The sequence below is a fragment of the Pseudomonas sp. NPDC088322 genome (genome assembly GCF_044740745.1).
In the GTDB taxonomy this organism is placed as follows: domain Bacteria; phylum Pseudomonadota; class Gammaproteobacteria; order Pseudomonadales; family Pseudomonadaceae; genus Aquipseudomonas; species Aquipseudomonas shirazensis.
Genome location: NZ_JBIURK010000007.1, coordinates 172462 through 193374, shown reverse-complemented (window position 1 = coordinate 193374; position 20913 = coordinate 172462). Strand labels below are relative to the sequence as shown.

Below are 20913 nucleotides of genomic sequence, written 5' to 3'. Positions count from 1 at the left end.
GTAAACCCTTCCCACAGGTTTTGCAGCGCCGCCGTGACCCTGTGGGAGCGGGTTTACCCGCGAAGGGCCGCAAAGCGGCCCCAATACAATGGCTCAGCGAACGACGATACCGCGCGCGGCCATGTAAGCCTTGGCCTCGGGCACGGTGTATTCGCCAAAGTGGAAGATACTCGCTGCCAGCACCGCGCTGGCATGCCCTTCCAGAATGCCGTCCGCCAGGTGCTGCAGGTTGCCCACACCACCTGAGGCAATCACCGGAATCCCCAGCGCATCGCTGATGGCCCGGGTCACGCCCAGATCAAAGCCGTTTTTCATGCCGTCCTGATCCATGCTGGTCAGCAGAATCTCACCGGCACCCAGGCCTTCCATCTTCTTCGCCCACTCGACTGCATCGAGCCCGGTCGGCTTGCGCCCGCCGTGGGTGAAAATCTCCCAGCGCGGGGTTTCGCCCGGGCCAGAGACCTTCTTCGCGTCAATGGCGACCACGATGCACTGCGAGCCAAAACGCTGCGCAGCCTCACCCACGAACTCGGGGTTGAACACCGCTGCGGTATTGATCGAGACCTTGTCGGCACCAGCATTGAGCAGATTGCGAATATCCTGCACGGTGCGCACGCCACCGCCCACGGTCAGCGGGATGAACACCTGGCTGGCCATGCGCTCGACGGTATGCAAGGTCGTGTCACGACCATCGACGCTGGCGGTGATGTCGAGAAAGGTAATCTCGTCGGCGCCCTGCTCGTCGTAACGACGGGCGATTTCTACCGGGTCACCGGCATCGCGGATGTTCTCGAACTTGACGCCCTTGACCACCCGGCCGTTGTCCACGTCCAGGCAAGGGATGATGCGCTTGGCCAGTGCCATGGGTTGCTCCTCAGCCTTGGTAGGTGTCGCAGAAGGCCTGGGCCTCGGCGACGTCCAGGGTACCTTCGTAGATCGCCCGGCCAGTGATGGCACCGACGATCCCCGGCGCCTTGGCGTCGAGCAGGGCACGAATGTCACCCAGGTTGTGGATGCCGCCCGAGGCGATCACCGGGATGCGTGTGGCTTCGGCCAGGGCTTTGGTGAAGGGCACGTTGCAGCCCTGCATCATGCCGTCCTTGGCGATGTCGGTGTAGACGATTGCCGACACGCCATCAGCCTCGAAACGCTTGGCCAGGTCGATCACCTGCACCGAGCTGACTTCAGCCCAGCCGTCGGTGGCGACGAAACCGTCCTTGGCGTCCAGGCCAACGATGACCTTGCCCGGAAACGCCTTGCACGCTTCGGCGACGAACTCAGGCTGCTTGACCGCCTTGGTGCCGATGATCACGTAGCTGACGCCGGCCTTGATGTAGTGCTCGATGGTTTCCAGCGAACGGATACCGCCGCCGATCTGGATCGGCAGTTGTGGGTAGCGTTTGGCGATGGCAGTAACCACTTCGCCGTTGACCGGCTGGCCTTCGAAGGCGCCGTTGAGGTCAACCAGGTGCAGGCGGCGGCAGCCACCCTCGACCCATTTGGCGGCCATGCTCACCGGGTCATCGGAGAACACCGTGGAGTCTTCCATGCGGCCCTGACGCAGGCGCACGCAAGCACCGTCCTTGAGATCGATAGCGGGAATAATCAGCATCTTGGCAACCTGTCTAATCGTTGGGGTTCAGGGCTTCTCGAGCGCCCACAGGTCGCTTTCGATGCTCTCGAACCGCTCCTTGAGGTGCAGCTGAACATCGGCAATCGCCCTGTTGTAGTAATACGGAGCCACTTCTCGGGAAAACAGGTCGAGGACCTCGGCCACCTCGAACGACCCCAGCTCAAGCTCGAAGCGGTCTTCAAGAAAGCGCTTGAGCTTGTCCAGGGCCTCGCGTTCCTGTTCGGGGGCGAGGGTCAGGATCGGTGGCTTGGTCCGCGACTTGCTCATTTACCAGCGGCCATCCCAGGCAGCGAAGTTCTGCAGCAACTGCAGGCCATGGGTATGGCTCTTCTCCGGGTGGAACTGCACGGCAAAGCGCGAGCCTTCGGCCAGCGCAGCAGCGAAGTCGACGCCGTAGTGGCCGCGACCGACTACCTGGCCAGGCTTGCCGGCATTGATGTAGTAGCTGTGCACGAAGTAGAAGCGGGCACGGTCTGGGATGTCATGCCAGAGCGGGTGCTCGATGGCATGGCTGACTTCGTTCCAGCCCATGTGCGGCACCTTGAGGTGCTCGCCCTGCTCTTGCAGGTCCTTGCCGAAGAAGCGCACCTGGCCGGGGAACAAGCCGATGCAATCGACGCCATCGTTTTCTTCGCTGTGCTCGAGCAGCGCTTGCATGCCGACACAGATGCCGAGAAACGGCCGGTCCTGGCTGACTTCACGGACCAGGCTGTCAAAGCCCAGCCGGCGAATCTCGGCCATGCAGTCGCGAATCGCGCCTACACCGGGGAACACCACGCGATCGGCCTCGCGGATCACCGCCGCGTCGCTGGTGACCAGCACCTTGCCGGCGCCAACGTGCTCAAGCGCCTTGGCCACCGAGTGCAGGTTGCCCATGCCATAGTCGATTACGGCTACGGTCTGCATTTACAGGCATCCCTTGGTCGACGGCATTTGCCCGGCCATGCGCTCGTCCTGCTCGACCGCCATGCGCAGGGCACGGCCGAAGGCTTTGAACACGGTCTCGATCTGGTGGTGGGTGTTGTGCCCGCGCAGGTTGTCGATGTGCAGGGTGACCAGCGCATGGTTGACGAAGCCCTGGAAGAACTCCTGGAACAGGTCGACATCGAAGCCCCCGACCGAAGCCCGGGTGTAAGGCACGTGCATCGACAGGCCTGGGCGGCCGGAGAAGTCGATGACCACACGCGACAAGGCTTCATCGAGCGGCACATAGGCGTGACCGTAACGATAGATGCCTTTTTTGTCGCCAACGGCCTTGGCAAACGCCTGGCCGAGGGTGATGCCGACGTCTTCGACGGTGTGGTGATCATCGATATGCAGGTCGCCCTTGCATTCGATGTCCAGATCGATCAGCCCGTGCCGGGCGATCTGGTCGAGCATGTGTTCAAGGAAGGGCACGCCGATATCGAATCGGGCCTTGCCACTGCCATCGAGGTTGATCGAGGCCTTCACCTGGGTTTCCAGGGTATTGCGCTCGACGGAAGCCTTACGTTCGACCATCACCAGCTCCGCAAAATCATTGGGCGAAAAGGTCGACATTATAGGCCTAGAACGCGCCAGCTTGAAACGCGGATGACATATGGCAACTCGCCGGGGCAAATGCAAACGCGGGTAAACCCACTGGCACCAGGGTTATAAGCACCCTGCGACAGCGAATTTACCCGCGTTTGGCCCGGTTTGGCTGGCATGCAAGCCAGCCAGCGCGGTTGTCAGTGGAACAGTACGGCAGTCTTTTGCAGGGTAATCCAGATACCCCACGCCAGCGGAATCACCACCACGGCCCAAGCCAGCAGCACCAGCGGCAGGCTGCCCGGCGCGGCGTGCCATTCCAGCGAGCGAGCATTGTCGACGCCTTTGTCGTGGCTCAGCGCGCGCTCGGCCGCAAGCTCGGCATCGGTCATGAAGTACTTGTCGGCCACCGGACGCACCAGGGCGTTGCAGATAAAGCCCAGCACCAGCAGACCGGCGAGGATGTACAAGGTCATGTCGTAGGCCGCCGCACGGGCAACCCCGGCCGCCAGTTGCGACTCGCGCAGATAGGTGATCAGCACCGGGCCGAGCACGCCAGCAGCAGCCCAGGCGGTCAGCAGGCGACCATGGATCGCACCGACCATCTGCGTACCGAACAGGTCAGCCAGGTAAGCCGGCACCGTCGCGAAACCACCACCGTACATCGACAGGATGATGCAGAACGCCGCCACGAACAGCGCCACGTTGCCCAGATGGCCCATGTTCGGCACCAGGCTGTAGAGGCCGACGCCGAGGGCGAAGAAGGCAAAGTAGGTGTTCTTGCGGCCAATGTAGTCGGAGAACGAAGCCCAGAAGAACCGCCCACCAATGTTGAACAGGCTGAGCAGGCCGGTGAAGCCGGCGGCGATTGCCGCGATCTGCGCCAGTTGCGCGCTGTTCAGCTCGCTGAAGCTCAGCTCGTTGCCGATCAGCTTGCCGGCGAACACTTCCTGCAGCAGTGGCGAGGCCATGCCGAGGATGCCGATACCGGCCGAAACGTTCAGGCACAGCACCAGCCAAACCAGCGCGAACTGTGGGGTTTTCCAGGCAACGCTGACATGCACGTGACGGTCGGTGACCATCGCGTTGGCTTTTTTCGCCGGCGGCGTCCAGCCCTCAGGCTTCCAGCCGGTTGGCGGTACGCGGTAAGTCAGAGCGCCAGCCGTCATGAACACGAAGTAGATCGCCGCCATGACCACAAAGCTCTGCCACACGCCGACTTCAACCGAGCTGCCGAAATGGCCCATCAGTGCAGTGGCCAGGGGAGCGCCGACCATCGCGCCGCCGCCAAAGCCCATGATCGCCATGCCGGTAGCCATGCCGCGCTTGTCCGGGAACCACTTGATCAGGGTCGACACTGGCGAGATATAGCCCAGGCCCAGGCCGATACCACCGATCACCCCCGAGCCGAGCCACATCAGCCACAGCTGGTGGGTCTTGATGCCGATCGCCGAGATCAGCAGGCCACCGCACCAGCACAGCGCCGAAACCAGGCCAGCCTTGCGTGGGCCGGCGTGTTCCAGCCAGCCGCCGAGCACGGCAGCCGAGCAGCCGAGGAAGACGAAGAACAGCGTGTAGATCCAGCTCAGCATGGAGATCGGCCAGTCACACTCGGCGCTGAACATCCGCGCGATGAAGCCCATGTCCGCCGAACAGGCAACCGGTGCGGTGATGCCGATGGCTTGCGACAACGGCAGCCAGAACACCGAGAAACCGTACGCCATGCCGATGCACAGGTGGATTGCCAGCGCTGCTGGGGGCACCAGCCAACGGTTGAAGCCCGGCCGGGCGATGATGCGCTCCTTGGACAGGAAGCCCGGCGCGCGCGCCGCTTCTCCCGCAGTACTGCTGCTCATGGTGTTTCCTCTTGTAAGTAGACGTTGCCTTCGGCTCTTCGGCCTGGTTGGCTGCACGCACGCTGCGATCGGACATTCACGGCATCCGCGACAATCGGTCGCGTAATGCGGCGAAAGCGGCGCAAGGTTAACCAGCTGAAACGCTCAATGGAAGCAATCTGACATCGTTATTTTTTGCCACCTGCGCAAGCCGGCTGAACTGTAGAGTAGCTGGCGGTCAGAAACTGATAAGCCTGAGTAGAACCAGGCTGCGCAACCCGGCGAAACCGATACTTAGGTAGGAAATAACCTATATCTACTGGCGGGTACTCAGGCTAACCAGCCACGGCGCTATACTCTGGCGCTTGAATTTTCATTTCGGACTACAAGGACTCGCCCATGAAAGCGTTCGGCAAAATCCTGGGGCTGGGGCTTCTCGGGTTGCTGCTGATCATCGTGGCACTGGGCTTTGCCCTGACCCACCTCTTCGATCCCAACGACTATAAAGACGAGATTCGCCAGCTGGCACGGGACAAGGCTCATGTCGAGCTGACCCTCAACGGCGACATTGGCTGGAGCCTGTTCCCATGGCTGGGCCTGGAGCTGCATGAAGCCAGCATCGCCACCCTGAACAAACCCACCGAACCGTTTGCCGACCTGCAGATGCTCGGCCTGTCGGTGCGCGTGCTGCCATTGCTGCGCCGTGAAGTGCAGATGAGCGACGTACGCGTCGAGGGCCTCAACCTGAGCCTGGTGCGTGACGAAAACGGCCACGGCAACTGGCAGGACATCGGCAAACCACTGCCGACCCAGGCCAGCACCACCCCTGGCCAGCCTGCGCCGGCGCCGAGCGAACCAAAAGGCAGCGAAGAAAGCGCCAGCGAGCGCTCGGTCAAGCTGGATATCGACAGCCTGACCGTGAACAACGCCCGCGTGCAGTACACCGATGCCAAGACTGGCCAGAGCCTGACCGCCGAGAGCATCCAGCTGAGCACCGGCGCGGTCCACGAAGGGGCGAACATCCCGCTCAAGGCCAGCGCCTTCATCAGCGCCGCGCAGCCGAACATCAAGGTGCGCAGCGAACTGGCCGGCGAACTGCGCTTTGATCGCAAGCTCAAGCGCTACAACCTCGAAGACATGCGCCTGTCTGGCGAAGCCTCGGGCGAGCCGTTTGCCGGCAAGAGCATGACCTTTGCTGCTCAGGGCCAATTGCTGGTCGACATGGCTGCCAATGTCGCGTCCTGGAATGGCCTGAAGGTTTCCGCCAACCAGTTGCGTGCACTGGGTGAGCTGAACGTGCGCGAGCTGGACAAGACGCCGCTGGTCGGCGGCGGTATCTCCATCGCCCAGTTCGACCTGCGCACCTTCCTCGACAGCATTGGCCAGCCATTGCCAGCCACTGCCGACCCGGCCGCCTTCAGCAAACTGGAACTGGTCAGCCGGCTCAGCGCCAGCCCGACCAGCCTGGCTCTGGAAGGCCTGGCAGTGAAACTGGATGACAGCAGCTTCAGTGGCCGCGTAGCGGTTGAAGACTTCGCCAAGCAAGCCCTGCGCATTCAGCTCAAAGGCGACAAGTTCGACGCCGATCGCTACTTCCCGGCCAAAAGCGAGCAGGCCAAGGGCGCCAAGGCGGCGCGTCAGGCCGAGGTCCAGCAGCAGGAAGCAACCGCCGTTGCCGGTGCCGGCAGCTCGCCGCTGCCAAGCGCACCGACCCAGGTTGCCTGGAGCACCGACAAACTGCTGCCGGTCGACCGTCTGCGTGCCCTCGACCTGCAAGCCGACCTGAGCTTTGGCGCACTGACCCTGGACAAACTGCCAATCAACGATGCCCAACTCAAGGCCAGCGGCCAGGGCGGTTTGATTGCTCTGCAAAGCCTGCGCGGCGAGTTGTATAACGGCACCTTTGAAGCAACGGGCAGCGTCGATGTACGCCCGGCCGTGCCGCAGATCGGCATCAACACCAAGATCAACCGGGTCCCGGTCGAGCACTTCATCAAGTCCGACAACCCGGAACAGGCGCCGCCAGTCAAAGGCCTGCTGACCCTGAGCAGCGACCTCACCGCCAGCGGCAACAGCCAGAAAGCGCTGATCGACACCCTCAACGGCAACGCCAACTTCACCATCAACGATGGTGTGCTGGTCAATGCCAACCTTGAGCAGCAGCTGTGCCAGGCCATCGCCACCCTCAACCGCAAACAGTTGAGCGGCGACCCGCGTGGCAAGGACACTCCATTCCAAGAGCTGCGCGGCAGCCTGGTAGTGCGTAACGGCGTGGCCAGCAACCCTGACCTGAAAGCGCGCATTCCCGGCCTGACCGTCAACGGCCAGGGCGACCTGGACCTGCGCGTGCTCGGTATGGACTACCGCGTTGGCGTGGTGGTCGAAGGTGACCAACGCGCCATGCCGGACCCTGCCTGCCAGGTCAACGAGCGTTTTGTCGGCGTCGAGCTGCCACTGCGCTGCCGTGGCCCGCTGGAACTGGGTGCCAAAGCCTGCCGCCTGGATCAGGACGGCCTGGGCAAGGTTGCCGCCAAGCTGGCCGGCAACCGCCTGAAGGACAAGATCGACGAGAAACTCGATGAGAAGCTGGGCGACAAGGTCAGCCCGGAACTCAAAGACGCGCTCAAGGGGCTGTTCAAACGATGAGCCCCGAGCAATTCTCCGGCGCCGTGCTGGCATGGTATGACCAGCACGGCCGCCACGACCTGCCCTGGCAGCAAGACATCAACCCATACCGGGTGTGGGTCTCGGAAATCATGCTGCAGCAGACCCAGGTCAGCACCGTGCTGAACTACTTCGACCGCTTCATGCAGGCCCTGCCCACCGTGCAGGCCCTGGCCGAAGCGCCGGAAGACGAAGTGCTGCACCTGTGGACCGGGCTCGGTTACTACACCCGCGCCCGCAACCTGCAGAAGGCCGCGCAGATCGTCGTCAGCCAACACGGTGGCGAGTTCCCGCGCAGTGTCGAGCAGCTCACCGAGCTGCCCGGCATTGGCCGCTCCACAGCCGGCGCGATCGCCAGCATCAGCATGGGTATCCGCGCGCCGATCCTCGACGGCAACGTCAAGCGCGTGCTGGCCCGCTTCACCGCCCAGGGCGGTTATCCGGGCGAACCCAAGGTTGCCAACGCCTTGTGGGCGACAGCCGAGCGCTACACCCCACAAGCCCGGGCCAACCACTACACCCAGGCGATGATGGACCTTGGCGCAACCCTGTGTACTCGCAGCAAGCCCAAATGCCTGATCTGCCCGCTGCAGCGCGGCTGCGAAGCGCACCTGCTCGGCCAGGAAACCCACTACCCCGAGCCCAAGCCACGCAAGGCGCTGCCACAGCGGCGCACGCTGATGCCGATGCTGGCCAACCGCGAGGGCGCCATCCTGCTCTACCGGCGCCCGTCTACCGGCCTGTGGGGCGGTTTGTGGAGCCTGCCTGAGCTGGATGACCTCAAGCAGCTCGATGACCTTGCCTATCAGCACGGCCTGCGCCTGAACGGCACGCAGGCGCTGGACGGCCTTACCCATACCTTCAGCCATTTCCAGTTGGCCATCGAGCCCTGGCTGGTGCGCGTCGACCCACTGGGTACGCACGTGGCCGAGCCTGACTGGCTCTGGTATAACCTCGCCACCCCGCCGCGCCTGGGCCTCGCCGCCCCGGTCAAGAAGCTGCTGAAACGCGCGGCCGACGAATTGATTGCAGGAGAGCCGCAATGACCCGCACCGTGAACTGCCGCAAATACCACCAGGAACTGCCCGGCCTCGAGCGCCCACCGTACCCCGGTGCCAAGGGCCAGGACATCTTCGATAACATCTCCCAGCAAGCCTGGGGTGATTGGCTCAAGCACCAGACCCTGCTGATCAACGAGAAGCGCCTGAACATGATGAACGCCGAGGACCGCAAATTCCTCCAGGTGGAGATGGACAAGTACTTCTCTGGCGAGGACTACGCCAAGGCCGAAGGCTACGTTCCGCCTAGCGAATGACCCCGTAAAAGCGTAAGCGACGGAATTAATTTAAAAAATTTTCAAAAAGTCGTTGACGCAAACCTGAAAAAGTCTTTTAATGCGCCCCGTTGCCCAGATAGCTCAGTCGGTAGAGCAGAGGATTGAAAATCCTCGTGTCGGCGGTTCGACTCCGTCTCTGGGCACCAAAACACTAAAACCCTGAATCGAAAGATTCAGGGTTTTTTTATGCCTGGGATTTAATCAGCAGGCCGCAGAGCATGTGTGGCCCCGTGCTATCATCCGCGCCGAATCTGCCCTCCCTGAGCAGATAGCCCCCAAGGACGATGGTTGAGCATGGACTGCCTCCCAAGACACGCAATGTCTCAGCCCGTTTTTCACACTCGAAAATCGGAAGCGCTATGACATCCCCAAGCGAACTCATGAACAAGGTCAACCGCAAGACGCTGCACATGGTGCTGCTGACCATGGCGACCGGCGGCCTGTACCTGCTGCTGTGGCTGTACAAGACCAATCAGCACCTGCGTGAAGCCACCGGCCAAGAGGCGTGCAGTGAGACCTACATTATCTGGATGTTTGTCTGCACGGGCCTGAGCGGCCTGTTCATCAACGATGAGCAACTGGCCTTGGAAATTGCAGCCGGCTTGCTGAGCATTGCTGCCCTTGTGCTGCAAATCGTCTGGGCATTCAATGCCCGACGCATACTGCTGGCCTTCGCCCACGCCAACAACCAGATCCACTTCCGCATGAACGGCTTCAACACCTTCGTCCTCAACCTGTACTACATCAACTACTGCATCAACGAGTTGGGCGAGACTGACCAACGCCAGCAGCCCGTATACAGCCAGGCAATGCAGCCTTGACCAGCCAGTAACAGCGTATCCGCTGCGCCCGTCTGCCTGGCAGCCGTGGCGCAACGCACGCGTCGTTGACCAGTATCAACAAACCATTGGCGCAATATCCTTAGCATGATCGGTGGACACTCGAACCGACCCGCAAGGATTTCCATGAGCGACGAATCCACCCCGCTTCTCTCCCCCGCCCCTGCTGCCGACACCAGCGCCACCCTCAGCGCAAGCGCCACACCGGCCCCGCGCAGCCGTCGCCCACGCCAGCGCAAGCCGGCCGCCAAGGTCAGCGCCGAACCGGCGATTCTCAGCATCAGCCAGCAGCCCGCCGCGCTGCAGGTGGCCAGCGCACGCAAAGGCAGCAACGAGGACAGCACCTCGGCGCGCCTGCCCGCCAGCTACCCGTACCGCACCCGGCTGCGGCGCAACGAATACGAGAAGGCCAAGACCGAGCTGCAGATCGAGCTGCTCAAGGTGCAGAGCTGGGCCAAGGACACCGGCCAGCGCATTGTGGTGCTGTTCGAGGGCCGTGACGCGGCCGGCAAGGGTGGCACCATCAAACGCTTCATGGAGCATCTGAACCCGCGCGGCGCGCGCATCGTGGCGCTGGAGAAGCCATCCGAGCAGGAACAGGGCCAGTGGTATTTCCAGCGTTACATCCAGCACCTGCCGACCGCCGGGGAAATGGTCTTCTTCGACCGCTCCTGGTACAACCGCGCCGGGGTCGAGCGGGTCATGGACTTCTGCACCCCGATGCAATACCTGGAGTTCATGCGCCAGGCGCCAGACCTTGAGCGGATGCTCACCAACAGCGGCATCCTGCTGTTCAAGTACTGGTTCTCGGTCAACCGCGAAGAGCAGCTACGCCGTTTCGTCTCGCGCCGGGACGACCCGCTCAAGCACTGGAAGCTGTCGCCGATCGACATCAAGTCGCTGGACAAGTGGGACGACTACACCGGCGCCAAAGAGGCGATGTTCTTCCATACCGACACCGGCGATGCGCCGTGGACGGTGATCAAGTCGGATGACAAGAAGCGCGCGCGGATCAACTGCATCCGCCACTTCCTGCATTCGCTGGAGTACCCCGGCAAGGACCTGCGCGTGGCCCATGCGCCCGACCCGCTGCTGGTCGGCCGGGCATCGCGTGGCTTTGAAGAAGATGAGGCGCCGGCGGCCTGATCGCGACGCGTGCCTCTTGGGTTTGTCGGGCAAGTGCGATTCAATACGCGCACTTTTGCCCCTCCAAGGATTTCAGGCCCCATGGCTTCCAACACCAAGCAGCAAAAACGCGCCAAGCGCGCCGCCAGCAAAGCCAAGCAAAACCGCATGGTGCGCAGCGGCCAGGCAGTAAAGGCGAGCGCCGGTGACAGCGCCAGCGTCGAGCAGATCTTCAACAAGGCGCTGGAGTCGGACAGCTACAGCGAGCTGTTCAGCAAGATGAAAGCCGCCCAGGAGACCGGCCTGGTGGCAATGATCGCGGTGTTCCTGGTCGACCCACTGCTGACCCTGGTGCTCAAAGGCCACAAGGAAGAGCACGCCACCGACTACATCGTGCTGGTGTTCACCGCCTACCGCACCTGGCTGGACGGCGCCGACGAAGAAACCACCATGGCCTGGCTGGAGAGCGACGAGTTCCAGGAAGCCTACGTAGCGGCCTCTGAAGTGGTAGCCAAGCAGCAGCTGCAACAGAAGCAGTTCGGCTAACTCTGCCTCAGCGGCCCCTGTAGGAGCGGCCTTGTGTCGCGAAAGGGCTGCGCAGCGGCCCCGGATTCTCAGCTTCGCCGCCGAAATTGCCGGGCCCGCTACGCGGGCCTTTCGCGACACAAGGCCGCTCCTACACCGGCAGCGTTGCGACATTAAAAAAGGCCGCGCCCTGATTCAGAGCGCGGCCTTTTTGCATTCAGCTCAACGAGCCGGCAGATCAGTTACTCAGCACAACCCGCCCAGCTGCCACGGCGGCCTTGCGCTTGCGCTGCACCAGCAGGCCGGCAGCGACCACAGCCAGGCTCAGCAGCGCGGTGGCGATGATCTCGATGCGGTGGTCTGGACGAATCGCCATCACCACCAGCACGGCGACGATAAAGGCGATGGTCACCCAGGTCAGGCCCGGGAACAGCCACATCTTGAACTCGATCTTCTCGCCGCGTGCTTCACGCTGGCTGCGCATGCGCAGTTGCGACACGGCGATCACCAGGTACACCAGCAAGGCGATCGCGCCGGAGCTGGCCAGCAGGAACTCGAACACCTGCGCTGGCGCGACGAAGTTGGCAAATACGCAGAGGAACGCCGCAGCGGTCGACAGCAGCACTGCCCAGTGCGGCGTACCCGCCTTGGTGGTGCGCTGGGCAACGGCCGGCGCATCGCCACGCTTGCTCAGCGAGAACAGCATGCGCGAGGAGGTGTACAGCGCCGAGTTGAGGCAGCTGGTCACGGCGATCAGGACGACGATGTCGACGATCAGCTTGGCATTCGGCACGCCGATCATGCTCAGCACGGTCTGGTACGAACCGGTGGCCGCCAGGGCTGGGTCGTTCCATGGCACCAGGGCCACGACCAGGAAGATCGACACCAGGTAGAACAGGCAGATCCGCCAGATCACCGAGTTGGTGGCCTTGCTGATCTGTTTGCCCGGGTCTTTCGATTCGGCGGCGGCGATGGTGACGATTTCAGTGCCCATGAACGAGAACATGGTGGTCAGCATGGCTGCCAGCACTGCGCCGAGGCCGTTGGGCATGAAGCCCTGGGTGTCGAACAGGTGGCTGACGCCGCTGACCTGGCTGCCCGGCACCATACCGAACATGGCCGCGCAACCGACCACGATGAAGCCGATGATCGCCAGTACCTTGAGCAGCGCGAACCAGAACTCGAACTCGCCGTAGTTCTTCACGCTGAACAAGTTGGTAACGGTCAGCGCCAGAGTGATCAACAGCGAGAACGCCCACAGATCAACCGCAGGGAACCAGGCGTTGAGGATCGCAGCCGCAGCGTTGGCTTCGAGCGGGATCACCAGCACCCAGAACCACCAGTACAGCCAGCCTATGGTGAAGCCGGCCCAGTGGCCGATCGAGCGATCAGCGTAAGTCGAGAACGAACCGGTGTCGGGCGAGGCGATCGCCATTTCGCCAAGCATACGCATCACCAGCACCACCAGGGTACCGGCTGCAGCGTAGGCCAACAGGACCGCAGGGCCGGCCGCCGCGATGGCGTGGCCGGAACCAACGAACAGCCCCGCGCCGATCACACCGGCGATGGACAACATGGTGACGTGACGCGATTTGAGCCCCTGAGCGAGGTCATTGGAATTGTGCTTACCGCTCATAAAACTACCTTTGTAAGGAGGTGGACTACCTGAATGACTGGCCAGCGCACCCGGGATTTAGGTAGGCGTCGCTGCATTCTGGAAATCTCCTGTGGCAATTACCGCGCCATCTCAGTGCTCGGCTCATCAGCGTTAGGCCCGATATCAATCACGGCGGGGCCTGCAGAGCATTCGGCCAAGGCTTGACCGAATGCACATTAAATCGGCTTGTGCCGAGCAGATTACTGAAATACCCACTTACAAATGCACCAAAGGTGCTCCTTGGTAACACCCGCGCACAAAATCGAAGCGCTCAGGTGCAACCGTCAGCGCAACCTCCATTCAAGCGAAAAAGAGGGCAGTAGCCACTACGGCTAAAAACGGCTTCCCAGTGCGGTACAAAACTGGCACCATCGCGCCTTTTTTCATCAAGGCTCTGGTGCTGGGCACAAGGCCGGCGGACATCCTCGCGACGTTGCACTGCAACGATGCGACAAACTGCCCCGCCAGCGACCTGAGCCCCTTGCGACCCCGTTGGCTGTCAATGAGCCGCTATGCTAGCGTGGCGCTCGCCAGGAAGGCCGCCAACAGCTGGGAACGCACCCGAACCGAAGAGGACCGCACATGGCCCAGGCCACGCCCGCGCTGGAAATCCGCAATCTGCACAAGCGCTATGGCACCCAGGAAATTCTCAAGGGCATTTCCCTGACCGCGCGCGATGGTGACGTGATCTCGATCCTCGGATCGTCCGGTTCCGGCAAGTCCACCCTGCTGCGCTGCATCAACCTGCTGGAAAACCCGCATCAAGGGCAGATCCTCCTGGCCGGTGAAGAGCTCAAGCTCAAGGCCGCCAAGAACGGCGACCTGATCCCGTCGGACAACCGCCAGATCAACCGCCTGCGCAGCGAAATCGGTTTCGTCTTCCAGAATTTCAACCTGTGGCCGCACATGTCGATCCTCGACAACATCATCGAGGCGCCGCGCCGCGTGCTTGGCCAGAGCAAGGCCGAAGCCACTGAACATGCCGAAGCGCTGCTGAACAAAGTCGGTATCTTCGACAAGCGCCACAGCTATCCCGCCCAGCTTTCCGGTGGCCAGCAACAGCGTGCTGCCATTGCCCGTACCCTGGCCATGAAGCCCAAGGTGATCCTGTTCGACGAGCCAACTTCGGCGCTCGATCCGGAAATGGTCCAGGAAGTGCTTAACGTTATCCGCGCATTGGCCGACGAAGGCCGTACCATGCTGCTGGTAACTCACGAGATGAACTTTGCCCGCCAGGTGTCCAGTGAAGTGGTTTTCCTGCACCAGGGCCTGGTTGAAGAGCAAGGAACGCCGCAGCAGGTCTTCGAAAACCCGAACTCGGCGCGTTGCAAGCAATTCATGTCCAGCCACCGCTAACGGAGCAATACATGCAGACCTACAAGAAGTTTCTCCTGGCCGCTGCCGCCACTTTGGTGTTCTCGGCCAATGCCCTGGCCGCAGACAAACTGCGCATGGGTATCGAAGCGGCCTACCCGCCGTTCAACAACAAGGATGCCAGCGGTAACGTGGTCGGCTTCGACAAAGACATCGGCGACGCCCTGTGCGCCAAGATGAAAGTCGACTGCTCGGTCGTCACCTCCGACTGGGACGGCATCATCCCCGCCCTGAACGCGAAGAAGTTCGACTTCCTGGTGTCGTCGCTGTCGATCACCGACGAGCGCAAGCAAGCGGTTGAATTCACCGACCCGTACTACTCGAACAAGCTGCAGTTCATCGCACCGAAGAACGTCGACTTCAAAACCGACAAGGCCTCGCTCAAAGGCAAGATCATCGGCACCCAGCGCGCGACCCTGGCCGGCACCTGGCTGGAAGACAACTACGGTAGCGACGTGCAGATCAAACTGTACGACACCCAGGAAAACGCCTACCTCGACCTGATCTCGGGCCGCGTCGACGCCATCCTCGCCGACAAGTACGTGCAGTACGAGTGGCTCAAATCCAACGACGGCAAAGCCTATGAGTTCAAAGGCGAGCCGGTGATGGACAGCGACAAGATCGGCATTGCCGTGCGCAAGGGTGACGACAAGTTGCGCGACCAACTCAACGCTGCCCTGAAAGAAATCAAAGCCGACGGTACGTACAAGAAGATCAACGACAAGTACTTCCCGTTCAGCATCGAATGATTCGCCCGACCGGCACGCCCTAGCGGCGTGTCGGTCCCTAGAACGCACCTAATCAATGAATATTGACCTGCACGGATTCGGTCCGGCCTTGATGGCTGGCACCCTGATGACGGTAAAACTGGCGCTCTGCGCCTTGCTGCTGGGGCTGATCCTGGGCCTGCTCGGCGCCCTTGCCAAGACTTCTGCCCTCAAGCCACTGCAATGGCTTGGCGGCTTCTATTCGACCCTGGTGCGCGGGATTCCCGAGCTGCTGTGGGTATTGCTGATCTATTTCGGCACCGTCGGCCTGGTCAACAGCCTCGGCGACGCCCTGAACATGCCCGGCCTTGAGCTGAGCGCATTTGCCGCCGGCGTGATCGCGCTGGGCCTGTGCTTTGGCGCCTACGCCACCGAAGTGTTCCGCGGCGCGATCCTGGCGATCCCCAAGGGCCACCGCGAAGCCGGTCTGGCCTTGGGCCTGTCCAAAGGCCGCATCCTCTCGCGGATCATCCTGCCGCAGATGTGGCGCATTGCCCTGCCGGGCCTGGGCAACCTGTTCATGATCCTGATGAAGGACACCGCGCTGGTGTCGGTGATCGGCCTTGAAGAAATCATGCGCCACTCGCAGATCGCCGTGACCGTGAGCAAGGAGCCGTTCACCTTCTACATGGTTGCCGCGTGCATCTACCTGAGCCTCACCGTAGTGGCGATGGCCGGCATGTACTTCCTGGAAAAACGCGCCGCTCGCGGCTTCGTGAGGGCTGAATAATGAACTGGGAAGTCATCATCAAATGGCTGCCACGCCTGGCCCAGGGCGCGACCCTGACCCTGGAGCTGGTGGCCATCGCCGTAATCGCCGGTTTGATCCTGGCGATCCCGCTGGGCGTCGCCCGCGCCTCGCGCCACTGGTACGTGCGCGCCCTGCCCTACGGCTACATCTTCTTCTTCCGCGGCACGCCGCTACTGGTGCAGCTGTTTCTGGTGTATTACGGCCTCGCCCAGTTCGAAGCCGTGCGCAACAGTGTGCTGTGGCCGTACCTGCGCGATCCGTTCTGGTGCACCGTGCTGACCATGACCCTGCACACCGCCGCCTACATCGCCGAGATCCTGCGTGGCGCGCTGCAGGCCATCCCCAAGGGTGAAATCGAAGCAGCGCGGGCGCTGGGCATGTCCCGCGGCAAAACCCTGTTCTACATCATGCTGCCACGCGCCTCGCGCATCGGCCTGCCGGCCTACAGCAACGAAGTGATCCTGATGCTCAAGGCCAGCGCCCTGGCCAGCACCGTGACCCTGCTCGAACTCACCGGCATGGCCCGTACGATCATCGCCCGCACCTACCTGCCGGTGGAGATCTTCTTCGCGGCCGGGCTGTTCTACCTGGTCATCTCATTCCTCCTGGTGCAAGGCTTCAAGCTGCTGGAACGCTGGTTGCGGGTGGACGCCTGCCAAGGGCGCTAAGGCGCCCATGGCCATCCTCGAAAGCGACCAGCTACGCGCCCGCTTCCACGCCCTCGACCAGTTTCTAGTCGAGCATCAAGCGCTGTGGAAGCCCAGGCCCTTCACCGCCTTGCAGCTCGACTGGGAACAGCAGTATCCAGAACTGGCCAGTTGGCTGCGCCAGTGCACCCTCGAAGACGCCGAAGCCAACCTCGACCCAAACCTGCCACCCGCACCTTATCCACAGCTGGCCGCCCAGGCTCGGCAACTGACCGCCCTGGATGAGTTGCCCGACGCAGGCTTACCGCCCGCCGGCCACCGCCTCGACGTCAACGTGCCCGGGCGCAAGTGGCAGCAGATCGAAGCCTTCAGCCGCCGCCTCGGCTTTCGCCAGCAGACCCAGCACTGGCTCGACTGGTGCGCCGGCAAAGGGCATCTCGGCCGCCGCCTGCTGCAGCCCGGCCAGCAACTGACCTGCCTCGAGTACAACCCGGAGCTGGTCGCCGCCGGCCAGGCCCTCAGCGACCACCACAAGCTGCCCGCCCAGCACCTGCATCAAGACGTTATGGCTGCCGACAGCGCCCGCTGCCTCGACCAAAGCAAAAGCGTGGTCGCCCTGCACGCCTGCGGCGATCTGCACGTGCGCCTGCTGCAGTTAGCCGCCAGCCAAGGCTGCCAACACATCGCGTTGGCGCCCTGCTGCTACAACCGCATCCAGGCCAGCGCCTATCAGGCCCTGTCCAGCCACGCCCGCGCCTCGACCCTGCGACTCGACCTCGACGACCTCGGCCTGCCCCTGAGCGAAACCGTTACCGCCGGCGCCCGCGTCCGCCGCCAGCGCGACGCCTCAATGGCCCGCCGCCTAGGCTTCGATCTGCTGCAACGCGAACAACGCCAGAACGACAGCTACCTGCCGACGCCATCGCTGCCGGTCAGCTGGCTGGACAAGACCTTCGCCGCGTACTGCCAGGGCCTCGCCGCGGTCAAACAGCTGCCCCTCACCGGCAACCCCGACTGGGAAGCACTCGAAGCCGCCGGCTGGCAACGTCTCGCCGAGGTGCGCAACCTGGAGCGCGTACGCAACCTGTTCCGCCGCCCGCTGGAGTTATGGCTGGTGCTCGATCGAGCGCTGTACATGCAAGAACAAGGCTACAACGTGCGCGTTGGGCTGTTCTGCGACTACGCCCTTACACCCCGCAATTTGCTACTTTTGGCCGAGCGCGGGCGATGAGTAACCTGTGGATAAGTCTGTGCACAAGCTTTTGATGAAATTGGCGGATTTGTGGATCCAACTGGCTATTTAGGGCCGTCTGCTTATTCGCTTAAACCTTCAAGCCCAGCAAAAACAGCACTTTGCGCAAAGACCGGCGGTTACGACCAACGGTATGCCCGCACTGCAATCCTGGCATGCCGCTTGTGCATAAGCATTTTCAGAATTGTCTGAAAGCGTGATGGCCACCCGCCTTCGCCCATGCCTACTGAGTTACAATTGCCCGCAACAAAGACTGTCACCGAACGGACTTCGACATCGTGATCCCGATCAAATCCACAGCCCTGCTCAGCTTCGCCCTCGCCGTAACCGGCTGCACCAACACCACCAGCCACGCCCCCGGCAAAGCCCTTGGCTGGGACACCCCCGCCATGCAACTCGGCGGCGACCGCGGCCTGCCGCTGCACGTCGCACAGCCCTGCCGCAAGCGCGGCTGCGACAACGACAAGCTGTTTTTCAACCCCGCCAAGGCCGAGCCAGGCATAAACACCATCCACCGCGGCTGGTAGGAAATTTCTCCTTTCAGGCCGGTGAGTTACGGGTTTTTGCATTGATTGCAAGGAAGTGGTTTACACGGCTGCTCGGATAGCTATAATGCGCCCCTGTGCCGGTATAGCTCAGATGGTAGAGCAACTGACTTGTAATCAGTAGGTCCCGGGTTCGATTCCTGGTGCCGGCACCATACACACACGAAAAACCCGCCTTCTGGCGGGTTTTTTCGTTTCCGGGTTCAAGACATTCCAGCGACGCCCCGCTAGTGACCTTCTAAAGCGACACGTTCAATGACATGCCGGATGGTGCCGACGTGGTCACCGAGCCACGCCAAAGCTGTGCTGCGCCCAAGAAGAGTCATGTATCCCCCCTCGCGCGGCGGCAGAGGCCCGCTGAGTGGATAACTTCAAACGAATTCTCCAGTCAGATTGACGTTCACGTTGCTCGGATGTAGACGAAACCTGGCACTGGCTCAGCGAGGAGAACTTGAACTGGATATCTCAACCGCCCAAAGCATCAAGCTCGCCATTGTGGCGGCAACCGGACTGTCCAAAGACGCGCTGCATATCTACGTGGGCATGGCGATCTACTTGACGCTGATCGTTGGCATCCGACGATTGCGGCCATACCTTGGCTGGCTAGCGGTTTTAATCATTGCATGTGCGGGCGAGTGGATAGATCGACGAGACGATAGTGGAAGCTTCGGATACTGGCGCTGGCAGGCAAGCGCTCACGACCTTCTGAACACCTTGTTTTGGCCGACGGTGCTGACGCTGCTTTGGCTTTTAAAATGCCGCAGTAAGTAAGCGTACCCCCGTAAGCCTCTCGCGATCTGCTCTATGTGATGCTTCATTCAGTGGGTGCTATGGGAAGCCCCTTGCATTAAAATCCCGCCATCATAATAATGAGATCGATTACCATTTATGCCTCGGTGTCTCTCTCATGTCGGCGCTTGATCATTCGGCTCTTAATCGGTTGTACAGCGAACATAACAGCTGGCTGAAAGGCTGGTTGCGTGTGCGTTTGGGCAACGCCGCCGATGCTTCGGACCTGGCTCAGGACACGTTTCTGCGGGTGATGACGGCGCGCAATGACGCACCCATTCGCGAACCTCGTGGCTACCTGAGCGCCATCGCCCGTTCGCTGCTGATCGATAAATCCCGTCGCCGCGCCATTGAGCAGGCTTACTTGCATGCATTGGCACAACGGCCAGAACCGGTGGATGTTTCGCCGGAGATTCGCTTGTCCATCATCGAGATGCTGGTGGCGGTCGATAGCCTGCTAGATGAGCTGGGCCAGCGCACGCGGGAGATTTTCCTGGCGGTTCAGCTCGAAGGTCTGAGCTACGTGGCGGCGGCCGAGCGGTTTGGGGTGTCGGTGACCACGGTGAAGAATCATCTGATTCGCGCCATGACGCGCTGCCTGTTGCTGGTGGATAACTGATGTCTGCGTCGCCCAACCTGGAGACGCTGGAGGCGGCCGCCACCTGGTATGTGCAGCTCAATGATGGCACCGCCAGCGAGGCGCGCACGCGGGCGTGGCAGGCGTGGGTACAGGCCAGCCCTGACCATGCGGCGGCATGGTCGCGGGTTGAAAAGCTTCAGCAGCAGTGGGCGACGATACCGCAGCAGGCGGCGTTGTCTGGCCTCGGTGCAGCGCAGGCACAACGCCGTGATGTACTGAAGATCCTCGGTATGCTGATAGCGGTCGGCGGTGGTACATGGATGGCCGTGGAGCAGGTGCCGTACCGCTCGATGCTAGCGCAACAGCGCACGGGCATCCGGGAGCGTCGTTCGCTGCGCCTGGACGATGGCTCGCAACTGGAACTGAACGCCGACACCGCACTGGACATCCATTTCGACTCCAGACAGCGGCTAATCCGGCTACTCCGTGGCGAAATTATTGTGCAAACCGCCAAGGATCCCGCCCAGCGCCCCTTCATGGTTCAGACCGCGCAAGGGGGCGTGCGCGCGCTCGGCACCCGGTTCAGTGTGCGCCAACTGCCCGAGCAAACCCTTGTCGGTGTGCTAGAGGCGGCGGTTGAAGTCAGCCCGCAAAGGCATGCCGATCACCCGCTGCGCCTGGAAACCGGCCAGCAGGTCACGTTCGACCGTGATCGGGTAGGCAGCGTCCGCCCCCTGCCAGCGGGTTCGACCGCCTGGGTGCAGGGCATGCTCAGCGTCGATGATTGGCGGCTGGGCGACTTCATTGAGGAGTTGGGGCGCTATCGACCGGGCGTCCTGCGCTGTGCCGCCGAGGTTCGGGGGTTGAGCATTTCCGGCGCTTTTCGCATCGATGATACCGACACCGTGCTGGAGAACCTGGGCAAATCCTTACCGGTGAAAGTGCGTTATCTGACGCGTTACTGGGCCAGCATTGAAGCGGCGTGAAGCCGCGTCGCAGAATCTTCAGCGGCAACCTTGCTGATTCAGATTCTCATCCGTCAATGACATAAGCCGCGATACAGCGGGTTTCTGCCAAGACAACGG

The 20913-nt window shown here is 62.0% G+C and carries 22 protein-coding genes and 2 tRNA genes; 17 read left to right on the top strand and 7 right to left on the bottom strand.

Annotated elements, in window-relative coordinates; translation table 11 throughout:
* Nucleotides 1-93: 93 nt before the first annotated feature.
* The 6 genes from hisF to ACIOAU_RS19270 all read right to left on the bottom strand — a co-directional run bounded on the left by hisF (nt 94) and on the right by ACIOAU_RS19270 (nt 4998).
* Nucleotides 94-864: an imidazole glycerol phosphate synthase subunit HisF gene (gene hisF / locus ACIOAU_RS19295; protein ID WP_101322498.1), complete on the bottom strand. Its 771-nt coding sequence runs from the start codon at nt 862-864 to the stop codon at nt 94-96.
* Nucleotides 865-874: 10 nt separating this feature from the next.
* Complete coding sequence (hisA, locus tag ACIOAU_RS19290; RefSeq protein ID WP_101322499.1) at nt 875-1612, bottom strand: 1-(5-phosphoribosyl)-5-[(5-phosphoribosylamino)methylideneamino]imidazole-4-carboxamide isomerase; 738 nt, start codon at nt 1610-1612, stop codon at nt 875-877.
* A 27-nt stretch (nt 1613-1639) separates the two neighbouring features.
* Complete coding sequence (locus ACIOAU_RS19285) at nt 1640-1900, bottom strand: DUF2164 domain-containing protein (protein ID WP_101322500.1); 261 nt, start codon at nt 1898-1900, stop codon at nt 1640-1642.
* Nucleotides 1901-2539, bottom strand: a complete 639-nt coding sequence (gene hisH / locus ACIOAU_RS19280; protein ID WP_101322501.1) for an imidazole glycerol phosphate synthase subunit HisH — start codon at nt 2537-2539, stop codon at nt 1901-1903. It abuts the gene before it with no gap.
* The gene (hisB, locus tag ACIOAU_RS19275) at nt 2540-3133 is read right to left on the bottom strand and encodes an imidazoleglycerol-phosphate dehydratase HisB (protein ID WP_101323128.1); all 594 of its coding nucleotides are present in this window, start codon (nt 3131-3133) and stop codon (nt 2540-2542) included.
* Between the two features lie 209 nt (nt 3134-3342).
* On the bottom strand, nt 3343-4998 hold the full coding sequence (locus ACIOAU_RS19270) for an OFA family MFS transporter (protein ID WP_101322502.1): 1656 nt from the start codon (nt 4996-4998) through the stop codon (nt 3343-3345).
* 378 nt (nt 4999-5376) lie between these two features.
* Between ACIOAU_RS19270 and ACIOAU_RS19265 the strand changes: the two genes are divergently transcribed.
* The 7 genes from ACIOAU_RS19265 to ACIOAU_RS19235 all read left to right on the top strand — a co-directional run bounded on the left by ACIOAU_RS19265 (nt 5377) and on the right by ACIOAU_RS19235 (nt 11487).
* The gene (locus ACIOAU_RS19265; protein ID WP_150572807.1) at nt 5377-7623 is read left to right on the top strand and encodes an AsmA family protein; all 2247 of its coding nucleotides are present in this window, start codon (nt 5377-5379) and stop codon (nt 7621-7623) included.
* Entirely contained in the window at nt 7620-8687 is a 1068-nt protein-coding gene (gene mutY / locus ACIOAU_RS19260; RefSeq protein WP_401183995.1) for an A/G-specific adenine glycosylase, read from the top strand. Before ACIOAU_RS19265 ends, mutY begins: the two co-directional genes overlap by 4 nt.
* Nucleotides 8684-8956 (top strand): oxidative damage protection protein, encoded by a 273-nt coding sequence (locus tag ACIOAU_RS19255; RefSeq protein WP_101322505.1) that lies wholly within the window; start codon nt 8684-8686, stop codon nt 8954-8956. The genes mutY and ACIOAU_RS19255 overlap by 4 nt, the downstream gene beginning before the upstream one ends.
* Before the next feature lie 91 nt (nt 8957-9047).
* Nucleotides 9048-9123, top strand: a tRNA-Phe gene (locus tag ACIOAU_RS19250).
* A 213-nt stretch (nt 9124-9336) separates the two neighbouring features.
* Entirely contained in the window at nt 9337-9798 is a 462-nt protein-coding gene (locus tag ACIOAU_RS19245) for a DUF4234 domain-containing protein (RefSeq protein ID WP_157831768.1), read from the top strand.
* 144 nt (nt 9799-9942) lie between these two features.
* Complete coding sequence (ppk2, locus tag ACIOAU_RS19240; RefSeq protein WP_188036815.1) at nt 9943-10962, top strand: polyphosphate kinase 2; 1020 nt, start codon at nt 9943-9945, stop codon at nt 10960-10962.
* Nucleotides 10963-11043: 81 nt separating this feature from the next.
* Nucleotides 11044-11487 carry a hypothetical protein gene (locus tag ACIOAU_RS19235; RefSeq protein ID WP_101322508.1) on the top strand — a complete coding sequence of 148 codons (444 nt, stop codon included), beginning with the start codon at nt 11044-11046 and terminating at the stop codon, nt 11485-11487.
* 217 nt (nt 11488-11704) lie between these two features.
* Here ACIOAU_RS19235 and gabP read toward each other — a convergent pair whose 3' ends face one another.
* Complete coding sequence (gene gabP, locus ACIOAU_RS19230) at nt 11705-13102, bottom strand: GABA permease (protein WP_101322509.1); 1398 nt, start codon at nt 13100-13102, stop codon at nt 11705-11707.
* Between the two features lie 603 nt (nt 13103-13705).
* Between gabP and ACIOAU_RS19225 the strand changes: the two genes are divergently transcribed.
* The 10 genes from ACIOAU_RS19225 (at nt 13706) to ACIOAU_RS19180 (ending at nt 20814) form a co-directional block, all read left to right on the top strand.
* Nucleotides 13706-14479, top strand: coding sequence for an ABC transporter ATP-binding protein (locus ACIOAU_RS19225; protein WP_101322510.1), 774 nt, complete (start codon nt 13706-13708; stop codon nt 14477-14479).
* Between the two features lie 11 nt (nt 14480-14490).
* Entirely contained in the window at nt 14491-15246 is a 756-nt protein-coding gene (locus tag ACIOAU_RS19220) for an ABC transporter substrate-binding protein (RefSeq protein WP_101322511.1), read from the top strand.
* A 55-nt stretch (nt 15247-15301) separates the two neighbouring features.
* A complete protein-coding gene (locus ACIOAU_RS19215) occupies nt 15302-15994 on the top strand; it encodes an ABC transporter permease (protein ID WP_101322512.1) in 693 nt (230 codons plus the stop codon).
* On the top strand, nt 15994-16683 hold the full coding sequence (locus tag ACIOAU_RS19210) for an ABC transporter permease (protein WP_101322513.1): 690 nt from the start codon (nt 15994-15996) through the stop codon (nt 16681-16683). The genes ACIOAU_RS19215 and ACIOAU_RS19210 overlap by 1 nt, the downstream gene beginning before the upstream one ends.
* A gap of 7 nt (nt 16684-16690) precedes the next feature.
* Complete coding sequence (locus ACIOAU_RS19205) at nt 16691-17893, top strand: methyltransferase (RefSeq protein WP_401183986.1); 1203 nt, start codon at nt 16691-16693, stop codon at nt 17891-17893.
* 299 nt (nt 17894-18192) lie between these two features.
* Entirely contained in the window at nt 18193-18441 is a 249-nt protein-coding gene (locus tag ACIOAU_RS19200; RefSeq protein WP_371918887.1) for a hypothetical protein, read from the top strand.
* 97 nt (nt 18442-18538) lie between these two features.
* A tRNA-Thr gene (locus tag ACIOAU_RS19195) sits at nt 18539-18614 on the top strand.
* 301 nt (nt 18615-18915) lie between these two features.
* Entirely contained in the window at nt 18916-19230 is a 315-nt protein-coding gene (locus ACIOAU_RS19190; RefSeq protein ID WP_401184167.1) for a hypothetical protein, read from the top strand.
* Nucleotides 19231-19366: 136 nt separating this feature from the next.
* Nucleotides 19367-19867 (top strand): sigma-70 family RNA polymerase sigma factor, encoded by a 501-nt coding sequence (locus ACIOAU_RS19185; RefSeq protein WP_401183982.1) that lies wholly within the window; start codon nt 19367-19369, stop codon nt 19865-19867.
* Nucleotides 19867-20814 carry a FecR domain-containing protein gene (locus tag ACIOAU_RS19180; protein WP_401183979.1) on the top strand — a complete coding sequence of 316 codons (948 nt, stop codon included), beginning with the start codon at nt 19867-19869 and terminating at the stop codon, nt 20812-20814. Before ACIOAU_RS19185 ends, ACIOAU_RS19180 begins: the two co-directional genes overlap by 1 nt.
* The last annotated feature ends 99 nt before the right edge of the window (nt 20815-20913 follow it).

Bases quoted from the DNA above. Each gene is read 5' to 3' on its own strand.
- hisF (WP_101322498.1), bottom strand. From the start codon at position 864: ATGGCACTGGCCAAGCGCATCATCCCTTGCCTGGACGTGGACAACGGC.
- hisA (WP_101322499.1), bottom strand. From the start codon at position 1,612: ATGCTGATTATTCCCGCTATCGATCTCAAGGACGGTGCTTGCGTGCGC.
- ACIOAU_RS19285 (WP_101322500.1), bottom strand. From the start codon at position 1,900: ATGAGCAAGTCGCGGACCAAGCCACCGATCCTGACCCTCGCCCCCGAA.
- hisH (WP_101322501.1), bottom strand. From the start codon at position 2,539: ATGCAGACCGTAGCCGTAATCGACTATGGCATGGGCAACCTGCACTCG.
- hisB (WP_101323128.1), bottom strand. From the start codon at position 3,133: ATGGTCGAACGTAAGGCTTCCGTCGAGCGCAATACCCTGGAAACCCAG.
- ACIOAU_RS19270 (WP_101322502.1), bottom strand. From the start codon at position 4,998: ATGAGCAGCAGTACTGCGGGAGAAGCGGCGCGCGCGCCGGGCTTCCTG.
- ACIOAU_RS19265 (WP_150572807.1), top strand. From the start codon at position 5,377: ATGAAAGCGTTCGGCAAAATCCTGGGGCTGGGGCTTCTCGGGTTGCTG.
- mutY (WP_401183995.1), top strand. From the start codon at position 7,620: ATGAGCCCCGAGCAATTCTCCGGCGCCGTGCTGGCATGGTATGACCAG.
- ACIOAU_RS19255 (WP_101322505.1), top strand. From the start codon at position 8,684: ATGACCCGCACCGTGAACTGCCGCAAATACCACCAGGAACTGCCCGGC.
- ACIOAU_RS19245 (WP_157831768.1), top strand. From the start codon at position 9,337: ATGACATCCCCAAGCGAACTCATGAACAAGGTCAACCGCAAGACGCTG.
- ppk2 (WP_188036815.1), top strand. From the start codon at position 9,943: ATGAGCGACGAATCCACCCCGCTTCTCTCCCCCGCCCCTGCTGCCGAC.
- ACIOAU_RS19235 (WP_101322508.1), top strand. From the start codon at position 11,044: ATGGCTTCCAACACCAAGCAGCAAAAACGCGCCAAGCGCGCCGCCAGC.
- gabP (WP_101322509.1), bottom strand. From the start codon at position 13,102: ATGAGCGGTAAGCACAATTCCAATGACCTCGCTCAGGGGCTCAAATCG.
- ACIOAU_RS19225 (WP_101322510.1), top strand. From the start codon at position 13,706: ATGGCCCAGGCCACGCCCGCGCTGGAAATCCGCAATCTGCACAAGCGC.
- ACIOAU_RS19220 (WP_101322511.1), top strand. From the start codon at position 14,491: ATGCAGACCTACAAGAAGTTTCTCCTGGCCGCTGCCGCCACTTTGGTG.
- ACIOAU_RS19215 (WP_101322512.1), top strand. From the start codon at position 15,302: ATGAATATTGACCTGCACGGATTCGGTCCGGCCTTGATGGCTGGCACC.
- ACIOAU_RS19210 (WP_101322513.1), top strand. From the start codon at position 15,994: ATGAACTGGGAAGTCATCATCAAATGGCTGCCACGCCTGGCCCAGGGC.
- ACIOAU_RS19205 (WP_401183986.1), top strand. From the start codon at position 16,691: ATGGCCATCCTCGAAAGCGACCAGCTACGCGCCCGCTTCCACGCCCTC.
- ACIOAU_RS19185 (WP_401183982.1), top strand. From the start codon at position 19,367: ATGTCGGCGCTTGATCATTCGGCTCTTAATCGGTTGTACAGCGAACAT.
- ACIOAU_RS19180 (WP_401183979.1), top strand. From the start codon at position 19,867: ATGTCTGCGTCGCCCAACCTGGAGACGCTGGAGGCGGCCGCCACCTGG.